The 20809-nt window shown below is 70.7% G+C and carries 24 protein-coding genes; 15 read left to right on the top strand and 9 right to left on the bottom strand.

The genetic code is table 11. The annotated features are described in order from the left end of the window. Positions 1-47: 47 nt before the first annotated feature. From AC27IY_RS13335 to truA, 9 genes are all read left to right on the top strand, one after another. Entirely contained in the window at positions 48-449 is a 402-nt protein-coding gene (locus AC27IY_RS13335; RefSeq protein ID WP_487178150.1) for a hypothetical protein, read from the top strand. Positions 450-721: 272 nt separating this feature from the next. After that, complete coding sequence (infA, locus tag AC27IY_RS13330) at positions 722-943, top strand: translation initiation factor IF-1 (RefSeq protein ID WP_012887858.1); 222 nt, start codon at positions 722-724, stop codon at positions 941-943. A 22-nt stretch (positions 944-965) separates the two neighbouring features. Further along, positions 966-1079 carry a 50S ribosomal protein L36 gene (gene rpmJ, locus AC27IY_RS13325; protein ID WP_003956441.1) on the top strand — a complete coding sequence of 38 codons (114 nt, stop codon included), beginning with the start codon at positions 966-968 and terminating at the stop codon, positions 1077-1079. A gap of 216 nt (positions 1080-1295) precedes the next feature. Next, a complete protein-coding gene (rpsM, locus tag AC27IY_RS13320; RefSeq protein WP_020542286.1) occupies positions 1296-1676 on the top strand; it encodes a 30S ribosomal protein S13 in 381 nt (126 codons plus the stop codon). 45 nt (positions 1677-1721) lie between these two features. Continuing rightward, positions 1722-2126 (top strand): 30S ribosomal protein S11, encoded by a 405-nt coding sequence (gene rpsK, locus AC27IY_RS13315; RefSeq protein ID WP_012887860.1) that lies wholly within the window; start codon positions 1722-1724, stop codon positions 2124-2126. Positions 2127-2149: 23 nt separating this feature from the next. After that, on the top strand, positions 2150-2776 hold the full coding sequence (gene rpsD / locus AC27IY_RS13310; protein WP_020542284.1) for a 30S ribosomal protein S4: 627 nt from the start codon (positions 2150-2152) through the stop codon (positions 2774-2776). Between the two features lie 97 nt (positions 2777-2873). Then, positions 2874-3890 carry a DNA-directed RNA polymerase subunit alpha gene (locus AC27IY_RS13305; protein WP_020542283.1) on the top strand — a complete coding sequence of 339 codons (1017 nt, stop codon included), beginning with the start codon at positions 2874-2876 and terminating at the stop codon, positions 3888-3890. Positions 3891-3992: 102 nt separating this feature from the next. After that, positions 3993-4547 (top strand): 50S ribosomal protein L17, encoded by a 555-nt coding sequence (gene rplQ, locus AC27IY_RS13300; protein ID WP_364461302.1) that lies wholly within the window; start codon positions 3993-3995, stop codon positions 4545-4547. 76 nt (positions 4548-4623) lie between these two features. Continuing rightward, positions 4624-5523 (top strand): tRNA pseudouridine(38-40) synthase TruA, encoded by a 900-nt coding sequence (gene truA, locus AC27IY_RS13295; protein WP_487178149.1) that lies wholly within the window; start codon positions 4624-4626, stop codon positions 5521-5523. Here the strand turns inward: truA and AC27IY_RS13290 are convergent. The 3 genes from AC27IY_RS13290 to AC27IY_RS13280 all read right to left on the bottom strand — a co-directional run bounded on the left by AC27IY_RS13290 (position 5488) and on the right by AC27IY_RS13280 (position 10598). Then, positions 5488-8568, bottom strand: coding sequence for a hypothetical protein (locus AC27IY_RS13290; protein ID WP_487178148.1), 3081 nt, complete (start codon positions 8566-8568; stop codon positions 5488-5490). The two genes, truA and AC27IY_RS13290, sit on opposite strands and share 36 nt — an antisense overlap. Positions 8569-8822: 254 nt before the next feature. After that, positions 8823-9866, bottom strand: coding sequence for a hypothetical protein (locus tag AC27IY_RS13285; protein WP_487178147.1), 1044 nt, complete (start codon positions 9864-9866; stop codon positions 8823-8825). A gap of 24 nt (positions 9867-9890) precedes the next feature. Beyond that, positions 9891-10598: a CAP domain-containing protein gene (locus tag AC27IY_RS13280; RefSeq protein WP_364461314.1), complete on the bottom strand. Its 708-nt coding sequence runs from the start codon at positions 10596-10598 to the stop codon at positions 9891-9893. A gap of 370 nt (positions 10599-10968) precedes the next feature. Here AC27IY_RS13280 and rplM point away from each other — a divergent pair, with 370 nt between their 5' ends. The 3 genes from rplM to glmM are packed head-to-tail and all read left to right on the top strand — an operon-like array spanning position 10969 to position 13306. Continuing rightward, positions 10969-11412 carry a 50S ribosomal protein L13 gene (gene rplM, locus AC27IY_RS13275; protein WP_020542277.1) on the top strand — a complete coding sequence of 148 codons (444 nt, stop codon included), beginning with the start codon at positions 10969-10971 and terminating at the stop codon, positions 11410-11412. Positions 11413-11436: 24 nt separating this feature from the next. Then, on the top strand, positions 11437-11955 hold the full coding sequence (gene rpsI, locus AC27IY_RS13270) for a 30S ribosomal protein S9 (protein ID WP_329585493.1): 519 nt from the start codon (positions 11437-11439) through the stop codon (positions 11953-11955). Position 11956: 1 nt separating this feature from the next. Then, complete coding sequence (glmM, locus tag AC27IY_RS13265; RefSeq protein WP_364461319.1) at positions 11957-13306, top strand: phosphoglucosamine mutase; 1350 nt, start codon at positions 11957-11959, stop codon at positions 13304-13306. 89 nt (positions 13307-13395) lie between these two features. Here glmM and AC27IY_RS13260 read toward each other — a convergent pair whose 3' ends face one another. The 5 genes from AC27IY_RS13260 to AC27IY_RS13240 are packed head-to-tail and all read right to left on the bottom strand — an operon-like array spanning position 13396 to position 17751. Further along, positions 13396-14112: an ABC transporter permease gene (locus tag AC27IY_RS13260; protein ID WP_344216692.1), complete on the bottom strand. Its 717-nt coding sequence runs from the start codon at positions 14110-14112 to the stop codon at positions 13396-13398. After that, positions 14109-15026, bottom strand: a complete 918-nt coding sequence (locus AC27IY_RS13255; protein ID WP_344216694.1) for an ABC transporter ATP-binding protein — start codon at positions 15024-15026, stop codon at positions 14109-14111. The genes AC27IY_RS13260 and AC27IY_RS13255 overlap by 4 nt, the downstream gene beginning before the upstream one ends. Beyond that, positions 15023-15883 (bottom strand): ABC transporter permease, encoded by an 861-nt coding sequence (locus AC27IY_RS13250; protein WP_487178145.1) that lies wholly within the window; start codon positions 15881-15883, stop codon positions 15023-15025. The genes AC27IY_RS13255 and AC27IY_RS13250 overlap by 4 nt, the downstream gene beginning before the upstream one ends. After that, positions 15876-16784 carry an ABC transporter ATP-binding protein gene (locus AC27IY_RS13245; protein WP_487178144.1) on the bottom strand — a complete coding sequence of 303 codons (909 nt, stop codon included), beginning with the start codon at positions 16782-16784 and terminating at the stop codon, positions 15876-15878. Before AC27IY_RS13245 ends, AC27IY_RS13250 begins: the two co-directional genes overlap by 8 nt. 40 nt (positions 16785-16824) lie before the next feature. Further along, positions 16825-17751 (bottom strand): DUF389 domain-containing protein, encoded by a 927-nt coding sequence (locus AC27IY_RS13240; RefSeq protein ID WP_487178143.1) that lies wholly within the window; start codon positions 17749-17751, stop codon positions 16825-16827. Between the two features lie 75 nt (positions 17752-17826). Between AC27IY_RS13240 and AC27IY_RS13235 the strand changes: the two genes are divergently transcribed. After that, complete coding sequence (locus tag AC27IY_RS13235) at positions 17827-17964, top strand: hypothetical protein (RefSeq protein ID WP_329585474.1); 138 nt, start codon at positions 17827-17829, stop codon at positions 17962-17964. Here the strand turns inward: AC27IY_RS13235 and coaA are convergent. Next, positions 17936-18838 (bottom strand): type I pantothenate kinase, encoded by a 903-nt coding sequence (coaA, locus tag AC27IY_RS13230; protein WP_344217052.1) that lies wholly within the window; start codon positions 18836-18838, stop codon positions 17936-17938. The genes AC27IY_RS13235 and coaA overlap by 29 nt on opposite strands. 182 nt (positions 18839-19020) lie before the next feature. Here coaA and AC27IY_RS13225 point away from each other — a divergent pair, with 182 nt between their 5' ends. Both AC27IY_RS13225 and AC27IY_RS13220 read left to right on the top strand, forming a co-directional pair. Next, complete coding sequence (locus AC27IY_RS13225) at positions 19021-20436, top strand: PhoX family protein (protein ID WP_487178142.1); 1416 nt, start codon at positions 19021-19023, stop codon at positions 20434-20436. 8 nt (positions 20437-20444) lie between these two features. Then, positions 20445-20795 (top strand): holo-ACP synthase, encoded by a 351-nt coding sequence (locus AC27IY_RS13220; protein ID WP_364461343.1) that lies wholly within the window; start codon positions 20445-20447, stop codon positions 20793-20795. The last annotated feature ends 14 nt before the right edge of the window (positions 20796-20809 follow it).

Raw genomic sequence — 20809 nt, 5'->3', positions numbered from 1 at the left:
TCCTAACGTGAGCGGTGTCGGCAACACCACTCACCGGAGGAACCAAGATGCGCAAGCTGTTCGCGGCCGCCGCCCTCGCCGGCTCGATCGCCGTCACCGGCCTCACCCTCGCCGCCCCCGCCGCCCAGGCGGCCACCTCGCAGACCACGGCCAGTTTGGTGAAGAGCTGGGGGAAGTACTACTCCAGCAACCGCAAGGCCTACACCTACGGCAAGACCTGGAAGTCCGGCGGCCGGGTGTACACCCACTGGTACGGCAAGGAGTCGACGCCGAAGAAGGGCTACGTCTGGTTCAAGTACTACTCGGGCGGGAACTGGCACTCCTTCTACCGCGGCTGGAACGGCTCGTACCACGAGACCTGGTCGCAGCCGGGCATCAAGAAGCTGTACACCTACACCTGCTGGGGCGGCCCCACGAAGTACTGCGGGCCCACGCACCGCATCTACTGATCGTCCCCTTCCGGAAAGGTCCGCCGGGCTCTCTCCCCTGGCGGGCCTTTCGGGCTGTGCGGGTGGGGTACACTCTTACATGGTTGTGTCAGGACACCTGGCACGCGTTTCGCGTTTTTGGCTCAGGTGTCGTACACTCCTTAGTCGGCTCACTATGACTTGTCACGCGTCGGCGGTCCTCGCTGATCGCCGCTCTCTCCGAAGCGTGAAGGTCGCGGCTGCGTAGTGAACCGGAGCCTCAGACGACCGATCAGTGAAACGCGAGGAATTCTTTGGCCAAGAAAGACGGCGCCATCGAGATCGAGGGCACTGTGGTCGAGTCGCTCCCGAACGCCATGTTCCGGGTGCAGCTCGACAACGGCCATAAGGTCCTGGCCCACATCAGCGGACGGATGCGGATGCATTACATCCGGATTCTGCCGGACGACCGGGTAGTCGTTGAGCTGAGCCCCTACGACCTCAGTCGTGGGCGGATCGTCTACCGATACAAGTAAGACGTCTGAGGAACAAAGGACAATGAAGGTAAAGCCGAGCGTCAAGAAGATCTGCGACAAGTGCAAGGTGATCCGCCGGCACGGTCGCGTCATGGTGATCTGCGACAACCTGCGCCACAAGCAGCGCCAGGGCTAAGTCGCCGCAAGGCTTCTCCGAGTCCGCCCCGATCGCGGGAGCGGGCTCGACGCATGAGAAGCCTCCAGTCAGTTAGCGCGTTTCACGCCTGAGCAGGCGGCCTTTCGGTCGAACCGTTCAGGAGACCCCCGGTCGGAGGCCGGGGCCCTCACCCCGGGCATGGGGAGGGGTAGTGCGGCGCAAGACCTCCGCCACAGAAAAGGAGAATGCCCGACCATGGCTCGCCTGGTTGGCGTCGACCTCCCCCGCGACAAGCGGCTGGAGATCGCTCTCACCTACATTTACGGGATCGGCCGCACTCGCGCCCAGGAGATCCTCGAGGCCACCGGTGTCAGCGGGGACCTTCGCGTCCACCAGCTCAGCGACACCGAGCTCGTCCCGATGCGTGACTACATCGAGGCGAACTTCAAGATCGAGGGTGACCTGCGCCGCGAGGTCCAGGCCGACATCCGTCGCAAGATCGAGATCGGTTGCTACCAGGGCATCCGGCACCGCAAGGGCCTGCCCGTGCACGGTCAGCGCACGCAGACCAACGCGCGCACCCGCAAGGGCAAGAAGAAGACCGTCGCCGGCAAGAAGAAGCCCGGTAAGAAGTAGTCCTCGCAGCCGCTGGACCGAAGACCTCAGGAGTAACGGCAAACAATGCCTCCTAAGAGCCGTCAGGGCGCGCCGAAGAAGGTGCGCCGCAAGGAGAAGAAGAACGTCGCTCACGGGCACGCCCACATCAAGAGCACGTTCAACAACACGATCGTCTCGATCACCGACCCCAGCGGGAACGTGATCTCCTGGGCCAGCGCCGGCCACGTGGGTTTCAAGGGCTCCCGTAAGTCCACCCCGTTCGCCGCCCAGATGGCCGCCGAGAACGCCGCCCGCCGCGCCATGGAGCACGGCATGCGCAAGGTCGACGTCTTCGTCAAGGGTCCCGGCTCCGGCCGTGAGACCGCGATCCGCTCGCTGCAGGCCACCGGCCTCGAAGTGGGCTCGATCCAGGACGTCACCCCGGTTCCGCACAACGGTTGCCGGCCGCCCAAGCGCCGCCGCGTCTGAGATAGCGCAGGAGATAGAGACACATGGCTCGTTACACGGGCGCGGACTGCAAGCTCTGCCGCCGCGAGAAGACCAAGCTCTTCCTCAAGGGCAGCAAGTGCGAATCCGCCAAGTGCCCCATCGAGATCCGTCCTTACCCGCCGGGTGAGCACGGCCGCGGACGTCCCAAGGAGTCCGAGTACCAGCTTCAGCTTCGTGAGAAGCAGAAGACCCGCCGCATCTACGGCGTCCTCGAGAAGCAGTTCCACAACTACTACGAGGAAGCCTCCCGCAAGACCGGCAAGACCGGTGAGGTGCTGCTCCAGATCCTGGAGAGCCGCCTCGACAACGTGGTCTACCGCGCCGGTTTCGCCCAGTCGCGCGACGCCGCCCGCCAGCAGGTCCGTCACGGGCACATCCTGGTGAACGGCAAGAAGGTCGACATCCCGTCCTACCTGGTCCGGGAGCACGACATCATCGAGGTCCGCGAGAACAAGCGCAACCTCATGCCGTACGAGGTCGCGCGGGCCACGGCCGGCGACCGCACGATCCCGGCCTGGCTGGGCGTCGTGCCGGACAAGCTCCGCGTCCTGGTGCACCAGCTGCCCGTCCGGCAGCAGATCGACACCCAGGTCCAGGAGCAGCTCATCGTCGAGTACTACTCGAAGTGAGCCTCGGCCGAGGTGCGGTTCGCCGTACCTCGGCTACGCTTTTCATCGGAGTGGTGTCATATAGCGGGCGCCACACGAAAAAGGGGAGAACCCGAACATGCTGATCGCTCAGCGCCCGACTCTCCTGGAAGAGTCGCTCGACGACACCCGGTCCCGGTTCGTGATCGAGCCGCTGGAGCCGGGCTTCGGTTACACCATCGGCAACTCGCTGCGTCGCACGCTGCTGTCGTCCATTCCGGGCGCGGCCGTGACGAGCATCCGCATCGAGGGCGTGCTGCACGAGTTCTCGACCGTTCCCGGGGTCAAGGAAGACGTCACCGACATCATCCTCAACCTCAAGGAACTGGTCGTCTCCTCCGAGCACGACGAGCCGGTCGTGATGTACCTGCGCAAGCAGGGCCCGGGTGAGGTCACCGCCGCCGACATCGCGCCTCCGGCCGGTGTCGAGGTGCACAACCCCGAGCTGCGCATCGCGACGCTCAACGGCAAGGCCAAGCTGGAGATGGAGCTGACCGTCGAGCGCGGCCGCGGCTACGTCTCCGCCGCCCAGAACAAGCAGCCGGGCCAGGAGATCGGTCGCATCCCGATCGACTCGATCTACTCCCCGGTGCTCAAGGTCACCTACAAGGTCGAGGCCACCCGAGTCGAGCAGCGGACCGACTTCGACCGGCTCATCCTCGACGTCGAGACCAAGCCCGCCATGAAGCCCCGCGACGCGGTGGCCTCCGCCGGCAAGACCCTCGTCGAGCTCTTCGGCCTGGCCCGTGAGCTCAACGTCGAGGCCGAGGGCATCGACATCGGCCCGTCGCCCACCGACGCCGCCCTGGCGGCCGACCTGGCGCTGCCGATCGAGGAGCTCAACCTCACCGTCCGCTCGTACAACTGCCTCAAGCGCGAGGGCATCCACACCGTGGGCGAGCTCGTCGCGCGGAGCGAGCAGGACCTGCTCGACATAAGGAACTTCGGCGCCAAGTCGATCGAAGAGGTCAAGCAGAAGCTGCACGAGATGTCGCTGTCGCTCAAGGACTCCCCGCCCGGGTTCGACCCGAGCGCGGTGGCCGGCGGCGGCTACGACGACGACGACAGCGCGTACGTCGAGACCGAGCAGTACTGATCACACACTGATAGCGCGGGCCCCCTGGCAAGCAGGGGGCCTGGCGGCCCGACTCCGGTACCTGGCACGGCCGGGGCGGGTTGACTCCGAGGAGAGAATCCCATGCCCAAGCCCACCAAGGGTGCCCGTCTTGGCGGCAGCCCGGCGCACGAGCGGCTGATCCTGGCCAACCTGGCGACGGACCTGTTCCGGCACGGCAAGATCCGTACGACGGTCGCGAAGGCCAAGCGCCTGCGTCCGGTCGCGGAGCGCCTGATCACCAAGGCGAAGAAGGGCGACATCCACAACCGTCGCCAGGTCCTGACCGTCGTCAGGGACAAGGGCGTCGTGCACCACCTCTTCACCGAGATCGCGACGACGTTCGCGGAGCGTCCCGGTGGCTACACCCGGATCACCAAGATCGGTCCGCGTAAGGGTGACAACGCCCCCATGGCGATCATCGAGCTGGTGACCGAGCCGCTGAACGCCGTCACGACCCGCCGCACCGAGGCCCCGGCCGCCGCTCCGGCGACCGAGGAGGCCCCGAAGGCCGAGGCCGCCGAGGCCGACGCCGCCGAGGAGCCCAAGGCCGAGACCGCCGAGGCTCCGGAGGCTCAGGCCGCCGAGGGCGCCGGCGACGCGGAGAAGAAGGACGCGGAGAAGAAGGACGAAGCCTGATCTTTCAGGCAGGACGTATCGGGCCCGGACCCCTCCACGGGGGGCCGGGCCCTTTGCTCTCTCAGGGGGATTCATCGTGGTACGGCTCCGCCTCGACCTCGCGTACGACGGGAGCGAGTTCTCCGGCTGGGCCCGGCAGCCCGGCCGGCGTACCGTCCAGGGCGAGCTCGAACAGGCGCTCGGCCGGATCCTGCGCCTCGGCGAGCCCGCGACGCTGACCGTGGCTGGGCGGACGGACGCCGGCGTGCACGCCCGCGGCCAGGTCGCCCATCTGGACGTCCCGGAAGACGCCCTCGCCGAGCTGGACGGCAACCGGGGGCCGCTCGGCACGGCGGAGCGGCTCGCTGCGCTCGTCCGGAGGCTGGGTGGGGTTCTGCCCCTCGATGTACGGGTTCATCGCGTCAGCGTGGCTCCTGAGGGCTTTGACGCCCGGTTCTCGGCGACGTTCCGGCGGTACGCGTACCGGGTGTGCGACACGGCGGGCGGCGTGGACCCGCTGCGGCGGCACGAGATCGTCTGGCACAACCGCCCCCTCGACCTCGACGCGCTCAACGCGGCCGCGGCCCGGCTGCTCGGCGAGCACGACTTCGCGGCCTTCTGCAAGAAGCGCGAGGGCGCCACGACCATCCGGGAGCTGCGGCGGCTCGACTGGGCGCGCGAGCCCGGCGGCGTGCTGGTGGCCACCGTCGTGGCCGACGCCTTCTGCCACTCGATGGTGCGGGCGCTGGTCGGGTCGCTGCTGGCGGCCGGCGACGGGCGGCGGCCGGTGGAGTGGCCCGGACAGGTGCTGGTCCGGGCCGTACGCGACTCGGGCGTGCACGTCGCGCCCGCCCACGGGCTGTGCCTGGAGGAGGTGGGCTACCCGCCGGACGCCGAGCTCGCCGCGCGGGCGGCGGCCACGCGGCGGGTGCGCAGCCTGCCGGTCCCCGGCGACGCGGCCTCAGCCGCCGGTGACGCGGCGCTCCAGGACGAGTGAGGTCTCGTCGCGGAAGGCGCCGCTGACCTTCGGCAGCGTCTTCTCGTTGTCGGCCGGGGTGCGGCCGTCGGCGTACGTGGCGTAGCTGAAGACGATGTAGCGGCCCCAGACGAGGCCGGCCGCGTACCCGCCGGCGATCTGCACCCGATCGCCGCCCGAGCCCTTGGGGCCGGGCAGCGGGCGGAACCAGACGTTCTTCCCGAGGTCCTTCGTCTGGTCGACGGCGGTGGCGGCTTCCTTGGTCGGCAGGACCGCGATGCCCGTGGTGACCGCGTAGCGCTTCTTGCTGTCCACGTAGGTGGCGCGGAGGACGCGGGTGCAGCTCTGCGCCTTCAGCGCGTCGGCGAAGGCGCCGGTGGCGGCCTTGTCGCAGGTCGTCTCCATGCCGGCCTTGACCCGTTTGAACGTGGTGCCCGCCGCGCTCACCTTCTTCTTCGGGAACGCCTCCGACAGCGACAGCTTCTGCGGGTCGCTCTGCTCCGAGTCGAGAACGGACGCGCCGGGGCCGTCGCTGGTGACGGCCGTCTGCTGGGGCTGCCCCTGGCCCTGCCCCTGACCGTGCCCGTCCTGGCCGGACGGGGGGCCGGTGCGGGCGGCGGCCGTGGTGGGGGCCGGGTCGCTCACCGCCTGATAGGCGAAGAAGCCGCCGGTGGCGACGCCGACCAGGGCGAGGGCGCCCAGGGTGACCAGCAGCGCCCGCTTCCCGCCGCCTGACGGGGGCGGGGGTGGGGGCGGGATCTGGAACGGGGCCTGCTTGAACGCCCCCGGCGGGAACGCCGGGCCGCCTCCGGCTGTGCCCTTGCCCGCCGTGGTGACCGCCAGGCCGTGGGGCGGGGTCGGCAGGTCCAGGCTGGTGGACTGGCGCTGGCCCCAGGTGTCGCGGGAGAAGGGGAGGTCGGGGATCCGCTGCGGGGCCGTCGCGCCCGTCGCGTCCGCCGCGCCCGGCGGGAGCGGCGGCCAGACGGGGACGTCACCGGGCTCCGCTGGGCGGACCGGGGTGGGGGCGTTCGGGTCGAAGGGGGTGACGGGCGGCTGGTCGTCGTCAGGGGTGCCGGTGTCCTCGGGCGGCGTGGCGCCGTGGGGAGACGCGGGTGCTCCGGAGGGGTCGGTCGGCTGGGCCGGCAGGGGCGCGTCTGACGGCTGCTGCTGCTCGGCAGGGCGGGTGTCCACGGCCTCGGCCACGGGGGCGGAGAGCGGGATCGCGTGGCCGCCGCTGTGCCGTCGCGGGTCCTCGTCCGGCGTCGCGCCCTGCTGGGCGTCGTCGGAGGGGTGCCGGTGAGGACCTTCCTGGTGAGGACCTTCCTGAGGAACGGGGACAGCGCCGGGACGGGTGGCGTCCGGGTCGGTGCCGTCGGGGGAGGCGGGGTGTCCGGGCGCGGAGGCGTTCTGGCTCGCGGGCGGCGGAGTGCCTGGGCCGGGCGTGGAGATGCCGGGTGCGGTGGTGGCGGGGTAGGCGGTGAGGCCGGTGGCGGGCTGCGAGAGGCCGGCGGGGCGCTGGACGGGGTGCGGGCCGCTCGGCCCTTGCGGATCACTCAGCCCTTGTACGTGGCCCGGGCCCTGCGGGCGGCCGGGGTGGGGCTGGTCCGGGGTGGGGGCGGCGGAATTGTGGGGTGGGCGAACGGTGCCCTCCGGGTCGGTGGCGTTGGCGTCGAAGGCGGTGGGCTGAGGCTCGTCGGGCTCGGCCACCAGCTCGCCGGTTGCGGCGGGCCACGGGGGCATGGCGTGCGGATCCGAGGGCGGGGCCGGCCATACGGGCATGCCCGCCGCTGCGGCGGTGAAGGCGGGAGGCGGCTCCCACGGGGGCGCACCGGGTACGCCGGGGTTCACGGGCCAGGACGGCGGGTCCTGCGCGGTCGGCTGCTGCGGGGCGGGGCGGACGTCGGACGCCGGGGCGGCGGACGGCCAGGGGGCACCCTCGGCGGGCTGGTGGCTGATCACGCCCTGGAGGTCCGCCTGGAGCGGCCCGACCCACGGGGTGTCGGCGGACGGCTGCCCGGACTGCGGGACAGGGGCCTGCTGAGAAGCGGCGTCCGGAGAGCCGCCGTAAGGGGAGGCGGCGTGCGGCTCGGCGCCACCCGGGAACGCGGTGTGCGGGGAAGTGGCGTGTGCGTCGGTGCCGCCCGGAAAAGTGGCGTGCGGGGAAGCAGCGTGAGGGGTGACGGCGTGTGGTCCGGCGCCACCCGGAGAAGCGGCGTGCGGGGGGATGGGCTGCGGGCCGCTGACGTGCGGGTGTGCGGTCTCCGCGCCGGGGGCCTGCTCCATCGCGGGCGGATGGGTGGTGTACGGCCCGCTTGTGGGCTGCGGATGGACGGCCCCGGGGTCGCCGGCCTGCTGTCCCGTGTACGGGCCGCTTGGGTGCTGGGCGGCGTGTGGCTGGGCCGGGTACGGGACCGTCGGCGGGTGCTGAGGAACGTCGGCGCCCTGGTGGGAGGGCGCTGGGTACGGGTTGGCGCCGGAGTGGGGCGAGCGACCGTAGCCGGAGGGCGGCTGGGCGGCGGGGCCGGGGGGCGCGGCACCAGGGTGGGGCTGGTTCAGGCCGGGATGAGTCTGGTCGGAGCCGAGGTGAGTGGCGCCATGGCCAGGTTGCGCGAGGCCATGGCCAGGTTGCGCGAGGCCGTGGCCGGGCTGCGCGAGGCCGTGGCCAGGTTGCGCGAGGCCGTGGCCAGGTTGCGCGAGGCCGTGGCCGGGTTGCGCGAGGCCGTGGTCGGGCTGGGCGGTGCCAGTGCTGGGGTGAGCGGCGCCGTAGCCGGGCTGGGGGGCGTCAGTGCTGGGGTGAGCGGCGCCGTAGCCGGGCTGCGCAGGGCCGTGACCGGGCTGCATGGGGCCGGGGCCAGGTGGGGTGGCGCCGGGGGTGGAGAGGGAGTGGGGGGCGGGTGGTGCGGGGTGGCGGGGGGTGTGGGACGGAGGGTCGGCGTCGGCGTGGTCGGCGTACCAGTCGTACGGTGTGCCGGCGTCCGCCGGCACCTCCCACGGCTGTACGGCGCCCCCTGCCCCCGACGGCGGCTCGGTGGGTACGGACCCGAGGATCGGGGGGACGACGGACACGGTCTCGTCGCCGGGCTCCTCCGCTGGGGAGGCGGGCGCCGGCGGTTGGGCTCGCCCGTTGGTCTGGCCGAAGCTAGGCGGCGGCGTCGCAGGTCGGGCAGTGTTGCCGGTGCCCTTGCGATCGTGTTCAGACCCGGGTTCCTGACCACGCATAGGGGGAGCCTAGCGAGAGAGGCGAGATCGTTACGTCGGTATGGGCGTTCCCAGAGGCAGCGGGCATCCCGTTTGGGGGGGTTAAGACGGCAGAAGACGGGTTACGTCAACGGGCTGCCGGTCAGCGTCCGGTTGTCCAGAGCCTTGAAGACTGTCGCCTTCGTGATGTCGTCAATTGCCTGTGAAATGCGCTTTTGTCCCTTGGCGTCGGGCTTGGTGCCGTTCTTGTTCTGGAACCAGACGAGGACCGCGTAGTGGCCGTGCGTCCAGATCCGCGCCCCGCCGCTGCCCGACCCTAGAAACTTGGTGACACTGTCCTTACCGGTCAGCGGCTTCACGTAGTTGCTCGCGTCGCCGACCTTGGCCACCTTGCCGGCGTTCTTGCCGGTCGAGAGGTTGGCCAGGCCGACCGTGCCGATCACCGTGCCCGCCTTGTCGCGGAAGCTCGCCCGGACGAATTGCGTGCACTTGGCGGCTTTGAGCGCCTTCTGCAGCTTGTCGCCGAGCGCGCCGTCGGTGCACTTCTTGTCCTTGCTGGTGATCGTCATCTCGTAGCCGCGGCCGGACGTGGTGAACTTCCGCTTCTTGCCGAAGACCTCCTTGACCGAGATGGGGTCGGGGTCGGTCGAGCGGTTCTCGGCGTAGCCGTACTTGCCGGGCGGCACGGACGGCAGCGGGGCCGAGGTGCGCTGCGGCTCGGCGGTCTCGGCGCTGGTGGGGCCGCCCGCGTTCCACATCATGGCGATGCCGCCGCCGAGCGCGCCGAGCACCAGCACGCCGCCGATCGCGAACCACAGCGGCGCGCGTGAGCGCGGGCCCTCGTCGTAGGGGCTCCAGCCGATCCTGCTGTTGACCTGCGTGGCCGTGCCAGGAGCGGGGTCGCCGGCGGCCTCCGCGCCGGGGGCGCCAGGAATGCCGGGGCCGCCAGGCCCGCCAGGGGCGCCGAAGGCACCGGGACCGCCGAAGGCACCGGGGTCGCCAGGGGCACCGGGACCGCCGGGACCGCCGGGGGCTCCACCAGGGGCTCCACCAGGGGCGCCGGGGGGCGGTTGCTGCGCGGGTGCGGCGTCGTCGAAGGGGCGGGCGCGGCGGGACCGGCGAGGGGCGCGCTCCTGGGCGTTCTCAGGCTGCTCGGGAAAACCCATGCGGCGACATTACCGCGACGTGGCTCACTGAGTTCCGAAGTCCTGGGTCCACCAAGGGCCGTCGGGGCCGGAGGCGACGCCCACGCCGATGGCCCTCAGACCGCAGTCGAGGATGTTCCTGCGGTGGTCGGGGCTGTCGAGCCAGCCGCGCACCGCCTCCTCGGCCGTGCTGTAGCCGGCGCCGATGTTCTCGGCGGCGCCGTAGCGGTATCCGGCGCGCTCCATGCGGTCCCAGGGGGAGTCGCCGCCGGGGGAGTTGTGGGTGAGCCGGCCGGTACGGGCCATCTCCAGCGCGTGCGTACGCGCCGAGCGGGTCAGCCCCGAGTCCACCCGCAGCGGCCCGCAGCCGCGCCGGGCCCTGGCCGCGTTCGTGAGCGTGACGACGCGGCCCGCGAGGCCGGGGATGAGCGCCACCTCGGCGTCCTGGTCGCCGCCGAGCACCTGGGTGGGGTCGCCCTGGCTGTCGAAGGAGCCGGGGATCTGGCTGTCGGTGCGCGAGGCGGTGGGCTTGGGGGTCGCGCCGCCCGGGAGCCGGTTGGTGGTGACCTCGCGCGGGATGCTCTCGAGCTGCTGGTACGCCTTCTTCTCGACGGTCGGCGCGGGGTTGGCCGTGGCCGCGGCCGGCGGGGCGGTGCCGTTGAGGTAGATGTGGGGGTCCGCCGCCGGATCGTCCGTCAATCGACCGATCAGCACCCCCGTGAACAGCACGGCGAACATGAGGCAGGTCAACACACCCAGATGGCTCCGGCGCCGAGCGCCCCGCTGGGATGGCCGGGTGTGAGAGGTCTGCCACATACCGCAAACAACGATAGGGATGAAAGGTCGTGGGAAAGAAGGGGTCCCAGGGAAACGAAATCGAACCGTTCTGAGTCGGGTAGACTCTTCCGCGGGTACCGGTCTTTTGACCTGCAGACAGGTGGGCGGGTAACCTAATCGTTCGTTGTGTGCATAGGTCCTGCGTGACCAATGCGCGGCGCGTCCGGCGTCATCTCCCGTAGCGAGGAGACGGAAGGTCCGGGCTGCCGTGTGCCCGCACCGACCGACCAATGCGGCTGTCGCATCCGACAGCGCCGAAGACGCGAGCATAAAGAAGGCTACGACCGTGCGCACGTACTCACCGAAGCCCGCCGACGTCCAGCGTCAGTGGTACGTCATCGACGCGACCGATGTCGTGCTGGGCCGGCTGGCCAGCCACGTCGCGACCCTGCTCCGCGGCAAGCACAAGCCGATCTTCGCCAACCACGTCGACACCGGTGACTTCGTCATCGTCATCAACGCGGACAAGATCGCGCTGAGCGGCAACAAGCTTGAGCAGAAGAAGGCGTACCGCCACTCGGGCTACCCGGGCGGTCTGCGTTCCGTCTCGTACGGCGAGCTCATGGAGAAGCGGCCCGACAAGGCCGTCGAGAAGGCCGTCAAGGGCATGCTGCCGAAGAACTCCCTCGGCCGGAAGATGGCCAAGAAGCTGAAGGTCTACGCGGGCGCCGAGCACCCGCACCAGGCCCAGAAGCCCGTGCCGTTCCAGATCACCCAGATCGCCCAGTAGTAGCGAAAGATTTAGAGGAGAACCGTGGCTGAGCCCACCGGTGTCGAGACGGTCGAGGCCGAGCTGGAGGAATACTCCGGCGAGGACTTCCCTTCCGAGTACACCACCGAGTCCACCGCCAGCGCTGACGCGCCTGTGCGTAAGCCCGTCACCACGGGCAACTCGTACGGCACCGGTCGCCGCAAGGAGGCGATCGCCCGCGTGCGCATCGTCCCCGGCACCGGCAAGTGGACGATCAACGGCCGTTCGCTGGACGTCTACTTCCCGAACAAGGTCCACCAGCAGATCGTCAACGAGCCGTTCGTCGTGCTCGGCGCCGAGGAGGCGTTCGACGTCATCGCCCGCATCGACGGCGGCGGCGTGACCGGCCAGGCCGGCGCGCTGCGCATGGGCCTGTCCCGCGCGCTGGCGATCCTGGACGTCGAGGTCAACCGGCCGCCGCTGAAGAAGGCCGGCTTCCTCACCCGTGACGCCCGCGCCACGGAGCGGAAGAAGTACGGCCTCAAGAAGGCCCGCAAGGCTCCGCAGTACAGCAAGCGCTAAATTGGCGCGCCTTTTCGGCACCGACGGGGTACGAGGGGTCGCGGGCCGCGACCTCACGGCCCAGCTCGCCATGGATCTGTCCGTGGCGGCGGCCCACGTCCTCGGCGATGCAGGCGCGTTCGCCGCCACCGGGCGTCATCCGGTGGCGGTGGTGGGCCGGGACCCGCGCGCCTCGGGGGAGTTCCTCGAGGCCGCCGTGGTCGCCGGCCTCGCGGCGTCCGGGGTGGACGTGCTGCGGCTCGGGGTGCTGCCCACGCCCGCCGTCGCCCACCTCACGGCCGCGCTCGGCGCCGACCTCGGCGTCATGTTGTCGGCCTCGCACAACGCTGCGCCGGACAACGGCATCAAGTTCCTGGCCCGCGGCGGCTTCAAGCTGTCCGACGCGGTCGAGGACGAGATCGAGCGGCGGCTCGGCGAGGAGTGGGGCTTCCCCGTCGGCTCCGGCGTGGGCCGGGTGCGTGACGCCTACGGTGAGGCCGACCGTTACATCTCGCACGTGCTGACCACGATGAACCACCCGCTCGACGGGCTCAGCGTGGTCGTCGACTGCGCCCACGGCGCCGCCCACATGGTGGCTCCGGAGGCGCTGGTGCGGGCCGGCGCCCGCGTCGAGGCCATCGGGGCCCGCCCCGACGGTCTCAACATCAACGACGGCTACGGCTCCACCCACCTCGACCGGGTCCGCCAGGTGGTCGTCTCGCGCGGCGCGGACCTGGGCGTGGCCTACGACGGCGACGCCGACCGCTGTCTCGCCGTCGATCACACGGGCGAGATCGTGGACGGCGACCGGATCATGGCGATCCTGGCCGGCGCCATGCACGACGAGGGCCTGCTGGCCAAGGACACCGTGGTCGCGACCGTGATGTCCAACCTGGGCTTCAAGCTGGCGATGCGCGAGGCGGGCATCTCCGTGGTGGAGACCGCGGTGGGCGACCGCTACGTGCTCGAACGCATGAAGTCCGACGGCTACAACCTCGGCGGCGAGCAGTCGGGCCACGTCATCATGCTGGACCACGCCACCACCGGCGACGGCCTGCTCACCTCGCTCCACCTGCTGGGCGTGGTCGCGAAGACGGGCGTGCCGCTGAAGGAGCTGGCCGCGGTGATGACGCCGCTGCCGCAGATCCTCATCAACGTCAAGGACGTCGACAAGGCCAAGGCCGGCGCCGACGAGCTGACGGCCGCCGTGCGGGCGGCCGAGGCGGAGCTGGGGGAGACCGGCCGGGTGCTGATCCGGCCGAGCGGCACCGAGCCGATGATCAGGGTCATGGTCGAGGCCGCGTCGGAGGAGCACGCCACCCAGGTGGCCAACCGCCTCGCCGACGTGGTCCGCAGAGCCTGCGGCAACTGAGTGACGAAAGAAGAAGGGCCCACGGGGAGCGCTCCCCGTGGGCCCTTCTCGTACCCCTGGTCCCATCGCTCTGCCCAGGAGTCCCGCGGTTATTCGTCTCCGGTCAAGGAATAGACGCGTAGGCGGCGGCCTGCCCAGAAGACGCCGGCGAGGGTGACGACGATCAGGGCGGGGACGGCGAAGCCCAGGGTGACGTCCGTACGGAAGAACGGGGAGTCGGTGATCTGGCCGGCGACGGACTGTCCCCACGCCTGGATGGAGAAGCGGCGGGCGCCCGGGACGAGGTTGCCGACGAGGCTCTCCCAGACCAGGGCGTAGATGACGCCGATCGTGACCGCGTGCCGGGTGACGACGCCGAGCAGCAGGAAGAGCGCTGCGTAGGCGATGCCCGCCACCAGGGCGCCGACGGCGAACCCGGCCGCGATGCCGGCCTCGTTGCCGACGAGCAGCCAGCCGGCGACGTACGTCGGCACCGTCGCGAACAGCGCGAGCAGCGAGACGGCCACCACGAACTTCGTCCGGATGATGACCGGGCGGGAGATCGGCTTGGACATCAGGTGGATGATCGTGCCGTCGTCGATCTCGGGGGCGATGACGCCGGTGCCGGCGATGAGGCCGAGCAGCGGCAGCATGGTGCTGAGCGCGAAGCTCTGCAGCAGCAGGACGGTGGTGCGCTGGTCGCTCTCGCCCACCAGCTTGAACAGCACCGCGAGCGCGATCAGGGCGAGGGGCAGCAGCAGGAGCAGCACGATCCGCCGCCGCCCGAGCAGGGCGCGGTAGGTGATGGCCGCGACGACGGTGTTCATCCGGTGCTCCTGTTGATCAGGTACGAGAAGACGCTCTCCAGGTCCTCGTCGGCGGGGGAGACCTGGTGCAGGCGGACGCCCTCGGCCTGGGCGAGCTTGGGCAGCAGGCGGGCGAAGCGCCGGAACTCGGTCGCCTGGACCTCCAGGCCGTCGGGGCGCAGCGTGATGCCGCCGGCCGAGGGGTCGCGGATGAGGGCGGCGGCGAGCTTCCTGTCGTCGCTGGAGCGGATCATGAACAGGTGGGGGCGGTCGGTCATGAGCCGGCGGATGTCGCGGAAGTCGCCGGAGGCGGCGTGGCGGCCGGAGACCAGCACCTCGATGTGCTGGGCGACGCGCTCGACCTCCTCCAGGATGTGCGAGCTGAACAGGATGGTCTTGCCGGCCGTGCCCATGGCCCGGATCAGGTCCATGAGGTGCAGCCGCTGGCGCGGGTCCATGCCGTTGAACGGCTCGTCCAGCAGCAGCACGGGCGGGTCGTGGACGAGCGCGGCGGCGACCTTGACGCGCTGGCGCATGCCCTTCGAGTACGTCTCCACCCGCCGGTCCTTCGGCTCCTCCATCTCGACCGTGGCGAGGGCCTTGCGGGCGGCCTCCTCGGGGTCGGACAGGCCGTGCAGCCGGGCGGCGGACAGGACGAACTGCCAGCCGGTGAGGAAGCCGTAGACGCCCTCACGTTCGGGGACCAGCCCGATATTTCGGTAAATCTGGTGGTTCTTCCAGACGCGGTCGCCGTTGAGCGTGACCGTGCCGCCCGACGGGGCCAGGAAGCCCGCCATCATGTGCAGGAGCGTCGACTTGCCGGCGCCGTTGGGGCCGAGCAGGCCGGTGACGCCGGGGCCGATCGTCATCGTCACGTCGTTGACGGCGACGACGTTGCCGTACCAGCGCGACACCTGGGAGAGCTCGATCTTCATCGGGCGGCCGCCTTCCGGTAGCGCAGCGCGAGCGCGCCGAGGCCGGCGGCGATCAGCAGGACGAGGGCCGCCAGCGAGGCGGGGCCGCTGGGGTAGGGGGCCCCGTCGATGAAGTGCGACGGGGTGCCGAACAACCAGGACTGTACGGAGTCGACCAGCCAGAACGGGTTGAGCAGCGCCGCCCAGGAGGCCGCGGCCTCGTTGCCGGTCGAGTAGAAGGCGCCGTAGACGATGGGCACGGACGCGGACGACAGCAGGTAGACGACCATCACCGAGGCCACGCCGAGCCCGCGCCGGGGCGTGAACGAGGCCAGCGCCAGCCCGAACGCGGCCAGCAGCAGCGCCAGCGCCAGCGCCATGAGGACCGAGCCGGCGTACTCGCCGGTGGCCAGGTCGCCCGGCAGGTCCACGACCACCTCGCCCACGAAGATGAGGGTGAGGGGCGCCGCGACGAGCAGGAACACCGCCACGGTCATGGCCGCGACCTTGGCGGCCACGTAGTCGGTGACCGAGACCGGCCGCGACAGGTAGAGCGGGAGCACGCGGTGACGCAGGTCGGGGGCGACCACGGTGGGCGACTGCGAGGCCAGGAAGATCGCCACGACGGCCTGCATGATGACCGCGTAGGCGCTGTAGGCGATGCCGCGCTCCTTGAGCAGCGCCATGAGGGCGATGCTCACGACGGCGGGCATCAGCATGATGGCGAACAGCGCGAACGGCACGATCTTGCTGCGCGCAGGGCGGCCGAGGCCGAAGATCCCGCGCAGGCTGTGCACGGCCAGCGCGCGGAACGAGTGGGCGCGGCCGAGCCGGGGCCCGTCGTAGTGGCGGTAGCCGATGTCGTAGATCTCAGACATGCGCCACCTCCTCCCTGAAGACGTCCTCGATGCGGTGGCGGCCCTGCTCCAGCCGGATCAGGCACAGGTCGAGGTCGGCGGCGGCGTCGCGGACGGCGTCGTACGTCTCCGGCCCCGCCACCTCCACCACCAGCAGCCGCCCCTGCGGCGAGACGGTGTGCCCGGCCTCGGACAGGCGGGCGGCCAGCGCGTCCATGCCCTCGTCGACCTCGACCGTGACGGTCCGCGTGGTCTGGGTGAACTCGCCGATGGCCGACGAGCGCAGCAGCCGCCCCGCGTCGATGACCACGACGTGGTCGCAGATGCGTTCGAGCTCGCCCAGCAGGTGGGAGGTGACCACCACGCTGATGCCGAACTCGGTGCCGATGCGCCGGACGAGCGCCAGCATCTCGTCGCGGCCGCGCGGGTCGAGGCCGTTGGTGGGCTCGTCCAGGAAGACCACCTTGGGGTCGTGGACGAGCGCCTGGGCCAGCTTGACCCGCTGCTTCATGCCGGTGGAGTAGCCGCCGATCGGGCGGTAGCGCTCTTCGGCGAGGCCGACGTGGCGCAGCACGTCGGCGGCGCGCTCGCGGGCGGCCGTGCGCGGCAGCCCGGACATCTGGGCGAGGTGGACCACCAGCTCGGTGGCGGAGACGTCGGGGGGCAGGCATTCGTGCTCGGGCATGTAACCGACGAGCCTGCGGATCCCGGCGCCCTGGGAGGTGACGTCCAGGTCGAGTACGCGGGCCGTGCCGCTGGTGGGCGGCAGCAGGCCGAGCAGGATCTTGATCAGCGTCGACTTGCCCGCGCCGTTGGCCCCCACCAGCCCGGTGACGCCGGGCCCGACGGTGACCGTGAGCTGGTCGACCGCGGTGACGGTGGGGAAACGTTTGGTCAGCCCCTCGGTGGCGAGGATGTGCATGAGCCGGACCCTACCTGGGTGGCCCGTGCCGTGGCGTCGGTCAAACGGATGAACGTCGTCCTACTTGAGGCCAGAATCTGCGCTGGATCTGCAGGGTGACGGTGCCCGCGATGACCATGCCGAGGATGTTGACCGCGAGCTGGGACACCGAGCCCGCGACCTCCTTCCAGTCGGCCAGCGCCAGGGCCACGGCGGCGTAGCCGGCCGCGGGGACCGTGGTGACCGAGATGAACACGCCGATCAGGGCCGAGGACTTGCCGGCGGTGACCGACAGCACCCCGGCCGCGCCCGCCAGCAGCGCCACGATGAACGACCACCGGTCGGGCTTGACGATGAACTGCACCTCGGCGTTGCTCTGCAGGTTGCCGATGTCGATCCAGCCGAGCAGGTGGATGACCAGCGCGCAGGCGAAGGTGACGACGATGGCCACCAGGAAGCCGACGACCAGCGTGCGCAGGGACGTGACGATGAGGTGCCAGTGCCGGTGGAGCAGGCCGAAGCAGATGGCGGCGATCGCGCCGAACTCGGGCCCGAGCACCATCGCGCCGACCATGAGGATCGGCGAGTTCTGCAGCACGCCGATGCCCGACAGCATGGTGGCGATGACGAAGAAGGTGAGATACGCCCACGTCACACGGGAGTCGGCCGACACCCGCTGCGCCAGCTCCTCCCAGATGACCGCGTCGTCGGGATGGCCGGGCGCCTCCTCGACCGCCTCGTCGGCGACCTCGGACAGCGACAGGTCCACCTGCTCGGCCGCGATCGAGCCCTCGCTCCTGAGCCAGCCGAGGCGGCCGATCACCTCGTTGGCCGACTCGCGGGCCGCGTCGCAGAGGATGACGTCACCCTTGGGGACGCGGCCCGCGCCGGTCAGGACCACGATGTTGGTGACGCCGGGGCAGTCCTCCAGCACCGCCGTCACCTCGTCGGTGCGGCCGGCCGGGCTGATCAGTCGCAGATGCAGCACGAGCCCATTGTGATCGATCGCGGCGTCGATCGGACGTTGACGGGGTTTTGATACCTATGCCGGAAGCTCCCTGCCATGATCCGGTACAGATGCCACGAACACGGCGAAGAGTGCTGGTTCGCCGATCTCGACGACCAGGAGTGCGGGGGCCGGTTCGCCCTCTACCTGTTCGAGGAGGTGGCGTTCAGGTCCGGCGAAGCCGTACCCGCCTGACCGCGTGGTCGACGCCCTTCTTCAGCACGAGGTCGGCCCGGCCCCGGGTGGGGGCGATGTTCTCGACCAGGTTGCGCTCGTTGATGTCGCGCCAGACGTTCACGGCGAAGGCGGTGGCCTCGTCGTGGGAGAGCTCGGCGATGTGCCGGAAGTACGACTTCGGGTCCTCGAAGGCGGTGCGGCGCAGCTTGTGGAAGCGTTCGACGTACCAGGTGCGGATGCTCTCGACCTTGGCGTCGACGTAGATGGAGAAGTCGAAGTAGTCGTTGACGGCGAGGGAGGTGGGCGGGGCGGGCTGGAGGACGTTGAGTCCTTCGATGATCAGGATGTCGGGATTTTTCACGGTCTGGACCGCGCCGGGGACGATGTCGTACTCAAGGTGGCTGTAGACGGGCGCCCGCACCTCGGCCGCCCCCGCCTTGACCTCCGCCACGAACCTGACCAGCGCCCGCCGGTCATAGCTCTCGGGGAACCCCTTGCGATGCATGATCCCCTTGGCCTCCAGCACCGCGTTGGGGTGGAGGAAGCTGTCGGTGGTGACCAGCTCCACGCGCGGATGCTCGGGCCAGCGGGCCAGCAGCGTGTGCAGCAGCCGCGCCGTGGTGGACTTGCCCACCGCGACGCTCCCGGCGATGCCCAGGATGTACGGCACACGCGTCTCGGGATGGCCGAGGAACGCGCTCAGCACGCTGCTGCGTTGCTTGGATCCGGTGAAGTGCAGGTTGAGCAGCCGGGTCAGCGGAAGATAGATGTCCGTGACCTCGGTCAGGTCGATGGGGTCGTCCAGACCGCGCAGCTCTTCCAGCTCTTCGGCGGTGAGAGTCAAGGGCGTGTTCTTGCGGAGCTCGCTCCACTGCTCCCTGCTCAGTTCCACGTAGCCGTTGTTCACCTAGGCAGCGTAGCGATGCGCCACAAGGGAGATCATGGGCGGCCCCTGGTTCCGCGTCCACAGCCTGTGGATAAAAGATGGGGATTATCGAGAGCCAGTTCGGGGAACGATCGTCGATTCGACGAAATCGTTATGCAAGGGTTGGGAGGCGGCTAGCCTCTCGTTGCGTGGACCGTCGCCGTTTCCTCACCGCCATGACCGCCGCCGGCGTCGTCGCCGGGCCGTTCGCCGGGGTCGCCTGCGCGGGACGGCAGGGCGGCGCCCAGGCCGCCCCCAGCGGTTACGGCCCGCTGCGCCCGGCCCGCGACCTGCGTGACGGCAAGGTGCGCCTGCACCTGCCCGAGGGCTTCCGCTACCGCTCGTTCAGCGCCGCGGGCGAGAAGTTCAGCGACGGCGGCGAGGTGCCCGGCCGGCACGACGGCATGGCCGCCTTCTCCGGGCCCGGCGACAGCGTGATCCTCGTACGCAACCACGAGGTCGGCGGCGCGGTCGGCGCGTTCGGCGACCGCGAGCGCGCCTACGACCCGATGGCCGGGGGCGGCACCTCCACCCTCCGCGTCACCCGCCAGGGCGAGGTCATCAGGGCCACCCCGTCGCTCACCGGCACCATGATGAACTGCTCGGGCGGGCCCATGGCCTGGCGAGCCTGGGTGAGCTGCGAGGAGACCGTCAACGGCCCCGACGTGGCCGACGCGCCCGGCGGCGAGGGCAACGCCAGGCTCACCCAGAAGCACGGCTACATCTTCGAGGTGCCGCTCAACCGCGCCGCCACGGCCAGGCCCATCCGGGCGGCCGGGCGGTTCGCGCACGAGTCGGCCGCCTTCGACCCCTCCTCGGGCGCCCTCTACCTCACCGAGGACAACTTCGCCCATCCGTCCGGGTTCTACCGCTACCTGCCGCCCAAGCACCCGGTGCTGGCCGGCAAGCTGCTCGACGGCGGGCGGCTGCAGATGCTGGCCGTCGCGGACACCGAGCGCGCCGACCTGTCCCTGGGGCAGCGGTCCGGGGCCGCGTACGCCACCACCTGGGTGGACATCGACGATCCCGACCCCGCCTTCCGCGGCCGGCCCGCCTACGACGAGGCGGTCCAGGCCGTCGGCCGCCAGGGCCGGGCCAAGGGCGCGGCGATCTTCGCCAGGCTGGAAGGCGCGGTCTTCCACCAGGGCGTGGTCTACTTCGTCTCCACGCAGGGCGGCGACACCTCGCCCGCCGACCCCATGCCCGACGGGTTCGGCAAGGGCCGCGGCCAGGTGTGGGCGTACGAGACCTGGAGCGGCACGCTCAGGCTGGTCTACGAGTCGCCGCGCGCGTCGGTCCTCGACCTGCCCGACAACATCACGGTGAGCAGGCGCGGCACGCTCGTGCTGTGCGAGGACGGCGACGGCGACAACTACCTGCGCGGGCTGACCAAGGCAGGGAAACTGTTCGACTTCTGCCGGCTCGCGCCGATCGCCGGCGACCCCGGGGCCGAGTTCGCGGGCAGCACCTTCGGCCCCGGCGGGCACACGCTGTTCGTCAACGTGCAGGCCAAGCAGGGCAGGTCGTTCGCCATCTGGGGGCCCTGGGAGCGCGGGCTGTTCTAATGGACGCCATGATCCTGGGCATCGGCGTGGACGTGGTGGACATCTCCCGCTTCGAGCAGGCGCTCGAACGCACCCCGAGCCTGCGCGAGCGGCTGTTCACCGAGAACGAGCAGACGTTGCCCGTGCGGTCGCTGGCCGCCAGGTTCGCCGCCAAGGAGGCCGTGGCCAAGGCGCTGGGCGCGCCCCGGGGGCTGGGGCACCGGGAGGCCGAGGTGTGCCGCGGCGAGCTGGGCCGGCCCGAGCTGCGGGTGACCGGGCGGGTGGCCGAGGTGGCGTACGAGCTGGGCGTCAAGCGCTGGCACGTCTCGCTCAGCCACGACGCGGGCGTGGCCGTGGCCTACGTGATCGCCGAGGGCTAGCGCGGGGGATAGCT

The organism is Nonomuraea sp. B208, from assembly GCF_057536035.1.
The sequence above is the reverse complement of the archived record's forward strand: the minus strand, read 5'-3'. Positions and strand labels throughout refer to the sequence as shown.